We start from the raw sequence: 8,693 nt of genomic DNA, 5'->3' as shown, positions 1-8,693 counted from the left end.
GGTGCTTTCGGGATAGGAGGCCAGGTAGGGAAACAGTCGTGGATGGGCGTGGGCGACCTGTCGCAGGGCCTGGCACAGTGCCCGGATCCGGTCCCGCCAGGTGCCGGTGCGGGTGCGGGTGAGGTCCATCTCCTCCAGGACGGTCTCCACGACGCCGCGTAGCACTGCGTTGCGGGTGGGCAGGTAGTAGTACAGCGCGGTGGGGAACACGCCGAGGTCGGCGGCCAGGCGCCGGATGCTCAGGGCCTCCACGCCGGCTTCGTCGATCATTTCCAGGGCCCGCCGCAGGATCAGCTCCCGCGACAGCGGCTCGCGCTCCGGTCCGGCCGCTTGGCGGGCGCGGTCTCCGGCCATTTCCTTGACCATGTTGTCCACCGTACAATAGATTCGCTGTTGTTCACCGTACAACGCAATTTACCAGGGATGATGAGAAACAGCATGCGTCTGAGTGGGAAACAGCTGCTGGCCGGGATGGCCGGGCTGTCTGTTGCCGCCGCCGGGACCGCCCTGGGATACCGGGCCGGTGCCTCGTCAGTCAGGCGCTCCGCCGGGGGCAGATGGGAGGTCGGTCGCGACGGCGGTCCCGCGCCGGGCGGCGTCGCGGGCGACGTCACCCGCGTCATCGTGATCGGGGCGGGATTGGCCGGTCTGGCCGCGGCCAACGCCCTGGCCTCGGCCGGGGTGGAGGTACTGGTCCTGGAGGCCAGAGATCGCCTGGGCGGGCGGATCCGCACCGCTGAGATCGGCGGGAGCGACATCGACCTGGGCGCCGCGTGGATCCACGACCCCCGGGGCAACCCGCTGACCCGGCTGTGCGAGCGGGCGGGCATCCCGCGGCTGCCCTACGCCCTGGACGACCTGATCGCCGGGGTCGCGCTGGTGGGCGAGGGAGGCGTGCGGGTGCGCAGCTCGCTCCGGTCGAGTCTGATCCGCAGCGCGGCCGGCTTCGAAGACGCCGCAGCAAAATCCACCGCCCGCACCCCGCCCTCCGGCGCTCCCGCCGCCTCAGGAAGCGCCGCGGGGAGCGGGCGGGAGACGACGCTCGGTGTCCTCATCGACGCCTACTGCGCCACCGAAACCGACCCCGGCCGCCGTGAGTGGATGCGCTTCATCCTCCGGACGGCCGTCGAGACCGAACTCGCCGCCCCGGCCGCCGATCTGTCGGCCGCGGTGCTGGAGGTCCCCGAGCCCTACGGCGGCGGCGACGACGTCCCCGGCGGCGGATACCGCCGCCTGATCACGGCACTCACACCTGATGCGGCCATCCGGACGGGCGCGGTCGTGCAGGCGGTCCGAACCGACGGCTCCGGCGTCACCGTCGAGACGGCCGACGGCCGCACCGAGCGCGGCTCGCACGTGCTCATCACCGTCCCCCTCGGCGTCCTCAAAGCCGGAATGATCGGCTTCCAGCCGGCCCTGCCCGAACCGAAGGCGCGGGCCGTCGCCGCCCTCGGTTTCGGCGACTTCGAAAAAGTGGTGCTGCGCTACGACTCCCGCCACTGGGACGAGACCGCCACCGGGTTCCTCATCCGGCACGCGAACACCCCGCTGCGCGCCTGGATCGACGCCACCGGCCCGGCCGGGGCGCCCACTCTGGTCGCGCTGGCCGCAGGCCCGGCCGGGCGGGCACTGTCAGCCCTGACCGAGCAGGAGGTACTGCACCGCGCCCAAGACGTACTGGCCACCGCGACCGGCGCCCGGCTGCCGGCTCCGGCGGCCTGGGCCGTCACCGGCTGGCGGGGCGACCCGTTCGCCCGCGGCGCCTACACCCACATCACCCCCGGCGCCGGCACCACCGCGATCGAGGCGCTGGCGGCCCCGCTGGCCGGCCGCGTGCTGTTCGCCGGCGAGGCCACCTGCCCGGTCCGCTTCGGCCACGCCGACGGCGCCTTCACCTCCGGCATCCGAGAGGCCAAGCGCCTGCTGGGGGTCCCGTCGGTGGAGCTGAAATTGCAGAGCTGACCTCATCTGTCCGCCCGCCCCTCCCGGCCCCATCTGTCCGCCCGCCGTCTCCGGCGCAAAAAGAGCTGGCGGCCGGCAAGCCCGCTCGCGCGACCGCGTGACCGGGAAGGCAAAAGGCATGGCCCGCAGTCGTGCCTCATTTCATGAGAAGAGGTTCTCCTTGCGCGTGAACAGGTTACGAGAATCCGCCCCGGAAAGTCGGCTTCGCTGGCCGTGGAGCCGTACGGCGATGGCGGCCGTCCGCGCCAGAGGTGCCGCGCTGGCGGGAGTGGTCGCGCTGGCGGCGGTCGCCGTCCTGGCGGGCGCGACCGCCCCCGCCGCGGCGGATTCGACGTCCACGATGGAAGGCTGGGTGTGCGGCGGAGAGCCCATCCCGTCCGGATACGTCATCACCGACTACAACTCCAATGGTTGCGGTATGCGCGGTGCCTGGTACCACCAGCCCGTCCGCGACGGCATCTGGGCCTGCGCGGGCTCCCCGGTCGTGTCCGGATACGTCATCACCAACCATGACCGCAACGGCTGCCGCGGGATCGGCTCCTGGTACCACCAGCGCGTCCGTGACGGCATCTGGACCTGCGGAGGAACGGTGATCGTGTCCGGATATGTCACTACCCGCCACGACCGCAGCGCCTGCAGCGGCCTCGGCTCCTGGTACCAGCAACGCGCCAGGGACGGCCTGCGGATCTGCGGGGGCTCGCCCGTCCCGCCTGGCTACCGCACCTCCGACTTCGACTGGAGAGGGTGCGACGGCATCGGCTCGTGGTACCTCTCGCGCGCCTGACAACGGGACGGAGGGGCCGCGCGCCGGCGCGCGGCCCCTCGCCGTGGGGTTCTTGACCGGCGTTCGCGGGAAGCGGGCACGGTCTCGTCCGCACGGATGAAGAGCCGCTGGCAGACCCGGCCGGCGATCCGGTTTGACCGCTGGCGGGATGATCGTCGAAAACGGTCGCGTCCGAGATGCGGTGTAAAAGAGAACGAGCGTAGGTTGCCGTGCTGAACCGACCAAAGTTCGCACTACGCAAGGACCTACGCTCGTGGCACGCACACTACCGCCCGTCCAAGCCATCCGCGCCGAGATCGACGCCCTGTTCACCGAAGGCCGCGACCTGGTCGAGGTCATCGAGGACGTCGCCCGGCTCGGTGCTCGCCTGATCATCCAGACCGCTGTGGAGGCCGAGGTGGACGCCTTCCTCGGCCGCGCCCGCTACCAGCGCGCCACCGCCGTCGCCGATGGTGAGCAGGCCGTACGGCCCGGCCACCGCAACGGCCACTGCCCCACCACCATCAAGACCACCACCGGCCCGGTCACCATCGCCCGCCCGAAGCTGCGCGGCACCACCGAGGCGTTCGCCTCCCGCTTGTTCGGCACCGGGGTGACGCGCACCCACGCGCTGGAGACACTGGTCATCGCCTCGTTCGTGCGCGGCCTGTCGGTGCGCGACGTCGAGGGCGCCCTGGCTGATGCGCTCGGCCCGGAGGCGGCGCTGTCGAAGTCAACGGTGGCGGCCATCTGCCAGGCCATCGTCACCGAGTACGACACCTGGTGCCGACGCGACCTGTCCTGCATCGAGCTGGACTATCTCTTCCTGGACGCCTCACGCTTCAAGATGCACGACGGACAGCGCGCCGAGCCGGTCCTGGCCGCCTGGGGCATCACCATCGACGGCAAGCCCATCTTCGTCGGCCTGGCCCCGGCCGCCGCCGAATCCACCGACGCCTGGCACGACTTCCTGACCGACCTGACCGCACGCGGGCTGCGCCCGCCGCTGCTGGTCGTCTCCGACGGCGCACCCGGCCTCATCACCGCCGCCGAGCAGGTCTTCCCCGCCTCCCTGCGTCAGCGCTGCGTGATCCACAAATGCCGCAACGTACTATCGAAGGTCAGCGCCGGCGACCAGGCCGAGGTCAAGGCCGCCTTCTGGGACATCTTCGACACCAGCGGCCTGCAGCAGGGCGATCAGGAGATCGAGCCGGGCCCAGCACTGGTCGCCTGCGTCCAGGCCCGCATCGACGCCTTCGCCGAGGCCTGGAGCACGCGCTACCCGGCGGCGGTCAAGAGCCTGCTGGCCGATCGCGCCTCGCTGACGACCTACCTGCGCTTCCCGATCGAGCACCACAAGCGCATCCGCCACTCCAACTTCATCGAGCGGACCTTCGGCGAGACCCGCCGCCGGGTCAAGGTCATCGGCCGCTTCCCCGGCGAGACCTCCTGCGTCAGCCTGGTGTGGGCGGTGCTGGACCGGGCCGCCCGCGGCTGGCGCGGCTTCACCATGACCTCCAAGGGACTGCGCACCCTGCACGACCTGCGCCGGGCCCTGCTGGCCCCGCCCAGCCGACTCCGCCCGACAACCGTCCCGGCGACCGACTCGACACCCGAAACGGCAGCCGCCTAAGATCAGCCCACGGCATCTACCTCGTCGAGCTTTTACACCGCTCCGAGGACGCAACCTCGAAAACGGGCCTGGCCTTTCCCCGGATCAGACATCTCACCTGGCGCGGGTCGTGAACGGTTCAGCCGATTAGGCCGGCAGCTTGCAGACTGAGGGACATGGACATGATGTATGAGATTGGTGGAGTCGTGGCCGAGCGGCAGGTCGAGGCCGTGACGGCCGATGGGGCGCACCTTGCGGTGACGGCCAGGTTCGGTCGGCCGCGTCTCGACGAGCTGAGCGAGCACGGCGACTGGTGCTGTCTCTACCAGATCCTGGGCCTGGGCGAGGAGCCAGGGCGGCATTCGGCGTGGACTCGCTGCAGGCGCTCCTGCTGAGCGTGTATAAGGCGCAGTCGGAGCTGGAAGCGCGAGTACGGTTCGCGTCGGTCCGGCTGGACTGGCTGGGCCCGCCGGATCTCGGTTTCACTGTGGAGCCGGACCAGATGGTCTGAGCGGGTCTGGGCCCCGGGAGAGGCTGGAGGAGGCCGGCGTCCGGTGCGAGATCACCGGCATCGTCGGCACCGACACCGACCCCAAGCACGTCACCTCTACACCTCCACCGGCGAGGCCCGCCAGGAGTTCTCCATCGTGCTCACGGGCCGCGCCGTCGAAGGCGAGCCGACGCCGAGCGACGAGTCCCGCGAAGTGCGATGGGTGCCGCGCCAGGAGGTCGAGGCACTGACGATGGACCGGTCGATGCGCCTGCGGATCGGCCGCTACCTGGCCGGCCGGGCGGCGCCGTACATCGGGTGAACCGCTGCCTGGGTGCGGCTGCGAATCGTTCGGTCCCGTGGGAGGACTGCTGTCGCCGGCACAGCGGTCCGCGCGTCAGTCTCCGTCATCGGCGTAGTAGTTCGTGTAGATCGCTGAGTACTCCGCAGTGGAGAACCCGTCGAAGTCCTCGGCGGCCTCACACATGAGCAACCGGTCCAAGGCTGCCTTCGCCTCCTTCGAAGGATGGCCGGCGAGGAACGTCTTCGTCTCCGCCAGCCCCGCTCCGCACAGAAGCTGGATGTCGATCGAGCAATCGGCGTCCATGCTCGCCGTCTTGGCCTGCCAGATGAGCAAGACGTCGTTGAGCGCCCCGACGTTGAACAACTGGACGCAGCAGAGCCTCATCAACTCGGTATCACCCGCCCCCTGCTCCCGGCGTTCCCCGGCGGCCTGGGCGGTCAGCAGTTCACGTATCTCGTCGAGGGCGCGCCCGTCTGGGTGCAGGCCGTACCGGTGGAGGAGTCCTTCCTCATCCATGCGTTCCTCCTTCGCGGACCGGTCGGGGGGCACCGTACATCGACTGAGTCCTTCTTGATCGCGCTGCCGTACGGTAGCCCTCATGAGCGCCCTTCACGTTCCCGGCGGCACACGGTATCCCTGGCTCGACCCTCTGCGGCGCGTGGGTCCGATCGCCAGCGAGCGTGCGTCCTGGCGCGCGGTCAACGGCGCCCACCTGGTTGCCCTGGTCCGCGCCGGAGCCACCTTCATCGACGGCAAACTCGTCGAACGCCCCTCAGAATCACCCGTCCCTACAGCCGCCTAGGAACTCATGATCCGCAGATCTTGACTATTGCTCTCGGGATAGTGGTCGTCCTGGTACATGGCCTTGAGAAAGGGATGATCGATGATCCGCTGGTTGCTGATGGGCACTTTCGTCTTCTGCTCTCGCCTCACCCGATGTGCCGATCCCGCACGCCAGCACCGACAAGGGCGTGTGGTTGGACGGATCCGGGGACATCAAAGCCTCCATCGCTACGACCCGGATATGACGTCGTGGCGAAGGGTGCGGGCCGGCCCGTACCCGGTTGATCGAGTACGGGCCGTCAGCAGGCACCACCTGATCACCGGTGCCGGTATCGCGCTGGCGTGGCGTGGGAGCCCTGCCCCCGTTCAGGAGTCGATGCGTACCGGTTCCAGGCCGATGTCGATCTGCCGGTCATCGGCTACGGCGGTCTTGCGCCCGCTCAGCGTCGTCACCGTGCGCGGGTTCCAGCCGGGCGGGAGTTCGACCCGTTCCGGTGGGCCGGTGGTCCACAGCACCGAGTAGCGCTGCCTGCCGCGCGCGAGACGGAAGACGTAGACGTCTTCAGCGATCACGTAGGAGGCGGTGATGCGCGCCCCGGACAGCCAGTCGGCCGCAGCCTGGTAGCCCTCACCTTCCAAGCTCGGCTTGCCGTCCTTCATCAGCCGGGCGTCGTAGGCCTCCTCCAGCATGTAGAAATTGAAGTTCTCGATGCCGCGGCCGGCCATGACGAACAGGGCGCGGGCGACGGCCGAGCGACGCTCGGCGTCGGTGATCGGCCGGCAGCCGCCCGGCGTCCTGCACAGCTCGACGGTGCAGGGCCCCTGCTTGAGGCACACGGCGTTGGTGCCGTTCAGGCACGGGCCGCCGCCGACGCAGCTTTGCATGCCGCCTTCGGTGTTCCACACCTTCAGGTGACCGATGCCGTGGCGGTCCATGAGGTTGCGGATGTTGTCGATGACGCCGGCGTTTTCCGGATCCGTGGCGAAATACCAGTGGAAGGCCACGCCGTCGATGTGGTCTTTGCCGCCGGCGGCCAGGAACCGGTGGAGAGAGTCGATGCCGTTGACGGTGATGCTGGGGCTGAGCAGGATGTTGCCGGGGTAGGCCGCTTTGAGTTCCTGCTGGGCGATCTCCGCCAGCCGGGTGAGGCGTTTGGCGTCGCCGGTGTAGAACAGGCTGTAGTCGAATTCGTTCCACAGCTCCCAGACGGTGATCTTGCCGGCGTATCGCTGCGCGAGGGTGCGCACGTAGTCGCGCCAGTCGTCGTCACTCTCCGGTGGGGACTGCGGGCCTGTCGTCCCCGGCGGCCGGGCCCAGGCGGGCGTCTGGCCCAGAACATATATGATCTTAAGTTTGGGATCGAGCCGGTCCCGGATGTCGATGAGTTTCTTGACGTAGGTCACCTCCAGCCGTTTGCCGACCTTGCCGTTGCTCCAGTCCCAGCCGTCTTGTGCGGGCTCGAGCCGAAACCACTGCGTCCCGCTGTCCCACAGGCGCACCACATGCTGGCCCAGCGGCGGCCACTGCCAGGAGGCGGCGTCGATTTTCTGGGTGTGGATGCCGAACAGGTTGTCGGAGACGGCGCCGTCGCCCGCCGGTGCCCATGGGTTGCCGTGGATCTCAGAGATCACCATGTCGTCGAGGTAGATGTTGCGCCCGGCGCTCAGCGCGGTCAGCCGGAGGCTCACCGGGATTCCGGGAGCCTGCGCGCAGGCCACCTGGAACTGTACTTTCTGCCACTGGCCGGTCAGGGTCACGCTCTGCTCGGCCAGGTAGGTGAAGGCGTTGCGGATGTCGCGGCGGACTCCCAGCCGCGCGTCGGCCCGCTGCCCGGCATCGGTGCGCATCTGCGCGGAGATGCGGTAGGTGTGCCCGCGCGGGCAGCCGAAGCGCCGCGGGTCGTAATACAGCGCGGCCCGTGAACCGGGTTTGATCAGCAATCGCTGCGCGGCGGCGCCCTCGCCGTCCGGGTCGTGGTAACCCGGCGCGGTGGCGGCTCCCGCCTCGACATCGGCCAGATCGGATGCGGCGTCGTTGAGGTTCCAGCCCGGCGCCAAGCGCTGGCCGGTGTGGTAGGAGCCTTCGAAGTCGACGGCGGTGTCGCTGGTTTCGATGCTGGGGTCCATGCTCGGGGGAATGTGCAGGGGCGAGCGCGCATCGGCGTCGGTCACCGACGACAGGGCGAAGCGGTCGATGAAGACATCGACGTCATCCTCCAGCGGCGCGACCCGGAACGAGCCGGGATCGGCCCAGCTGTAGGTGCCCTGGAGCGTCACCTGCGCCCAGTCCGTGCTCACCTGTGCCGTCGTTGCGGCGGCCACGTCGAAGGCCCGCTCGCCGTCGCGGCGCAGCAGCAGCTGGACCCGGGTGGCACGGGAGGCGCGGATGGCCAGGGTCACCCGGTAGGCCGTGCCCCGCTCAAAGGGCCAGGCGCGATACAGGTGGGCGCCGGCGCCGGTCGAACGTGAGACGATCCGAAATCGTTGGGCTCCGCCGGAGGCTCCGGGGCCGGAAGATGCCTCGTAGCTGGGGAGGCGGCCATCCGGGCCGGGCCAGCGGTTGACGCCGAAGCCGGGAGCCGTCGTGGTGAAGGGTTCATCGAAGTCCTCTGTGATGAGCAACTGCGGGGAGGAGACGGCGGGCGGTCGTAGTGCCGCCGCGCCAGCGGGCGCCGCCAGGGCCGCCAGCAGGGTGGTCAAAGCCATCGCGGCGGTGAGCTGTCAATTCCGACTCGATCGTGACCCGTCTGTTCCGGGCGAACCTTGACCCACCCAGATA

9 protein-coding genes and 1 pseudogene are annotated in these 8,693 nt (G+C 69.6%); 7 read left to right on the top strand and 3 right to left on the bottom strand.

Going from position 1 to position 8,693, the window contains the following annotated elements; translation table 11 throughout:
• A partial coding sequence (locus IEZ08_RS38540) for a TetR/AcrR family transcriptional regulator (protein WP_189244200.1) occupies window positions 1–366 on the bottom strand: 366 nt, incomplete at its 3' end.
• A gap of 72 nt (window positions 367–438) precedes the next feature.
• On the opposite strand from IEZ08_RS38540, the gene IEZ08_RS38535 reads away from it, so the two are divergent.
• The 6 genes and pseudogenes from IEZ08_RS38535 to IEZ08_RS38510 all read left to right on the top strand — a co-directional run.
• Window positions 439–1,962, top strand: a complete 1,524-nt coding sequence (locus IEZ08_RS38535) for a flavin monoamine oxidase family protein (protein ID WP_068923114.1) — start codon at window positions 439–441, stop codon at window positions 1,960–1,962.
• A gap of 229 nt (window positions 1,963–2,191) precedes the next feature.
• Window positions 2,192–2,746: a hypothetical protein gene (locus tag IEZ08_RS38530; RefSeq protein WP_068923115.1), complete on the top strand. Its 555-nt coding sequence runs from the start codon at window positions 2,192–2,194 to the stop codon at window positions 2,744–2,746.
• Window positions 2,747–2,999: 253 nt separating this feature from the next.
• Window positions 3,000–4,358: an IS256 family transposase gene (locus IEZ08_RS38525; protein WP_189244199.1), complete on the top strand. Its 1,359-nt coding sequence runs from the start codon at window positions 3,000–3,002 to the stop codon at window positions 4,356–4,358.
• Window positions 4,359–4,513: 155 nt separating this feature from the next.
• The gene (locus tag IEZ08_RS38520) at window positions 4,514–4,732 is read left to right on the top strand and encodes a hypothetical protein (RefSeq protein ID WP_189244198.1); all 219 of its coding nucleotides are present in this window, start codon (window positions 4,514–4,516) and stop codon (window positions 4,730–4,732) included.
• Window positions 4,705–4,848 (top strand): hypothetical protein, encoded by a 144-nt coding sequence (locus IEZ08_RS38515; RefSeq protein WP_189244197.1) that lies wholly within the window; start codon window positions 4,705–4,707, stop codon window positions 4,846–4,848. The genes IEZ08_RS38520 and IEZ08_RS38515 overlap by 28 nt, the downstream gene beginning before the upstream one ends.
• Before the next feature lie 14 nt (window positions 4,849–4,862).
• A pseudogene (locus tag IEZ08_RS38510) lies at window positions 4,863–5,149 on the top strand (NUDIX hydrolase); the annotation flags it as partial.
• A 75-nt stretch (window positions 5,150–5,224) separates the two neighbouring features.
• Here the strand turns inward: IEZ08_RS38510 and IEZ08_RS38505 are convergent.
• Window positions 5,225–5,647 carry a hypothetical protein gene (locus IEZ08_RS38505; RefSeq protein WP_189244196.1) on the bottom strand — a complete coding sequence of 141 codons (423 nt, stop codon included), beginning with the start codon at window positions 5,645–5,647 and terminating at the stop codon, window positions 5,225–5,227.
• Window positions 5,648–5,729: 82 nt separating this feature from the next.
• On the opposite strand from IEZ08_RS38505, the gene IEZ08_RS38500 reads away from it, so the two are divergent.
• Window positions 5,730–5,933: a hypothetical protein gene (locus IEZ08_RS38500; protein ID WP_189244201.1), complete on the top strand. Its 204-nt coding sequence runs from the start codon at window positions 5,730–5,732 to the stop codon at window positions 5,931–5,933.
• Between the two features lie 347 nt (window positions 5,934–6,280).
• Here the strand turns inward: IEZ08_RS38500 and IEZ08_RS38495 are convergent, their stop codons facing one another.
• A complete protein-coding gene (locus IEZ08_RS38495; protein WP_189244195.1) occupies window positions 6,281–8,620 on the bottom strand; it encodes a hypothetical protein in 2,340 nt (779 codons plus the stop codon).
• Window positions 8,621–8,693: the final 73 nt, after the last annotated feature.

The sequence above is a fragment of the Planobispora rosea genome, from assembly GCF_014648175.1.
Classification (GTDB): Bacteria; Actinomycetota; Actinomycetes; order Streptosporangiales; family Streptosporangiaceae; genus Planobispora; species Planobispora rosea.
Note: the sequence above shows the minus strand (reverse complement) of the source record. Positions and strands in the feature narration are given on the sequence as shown.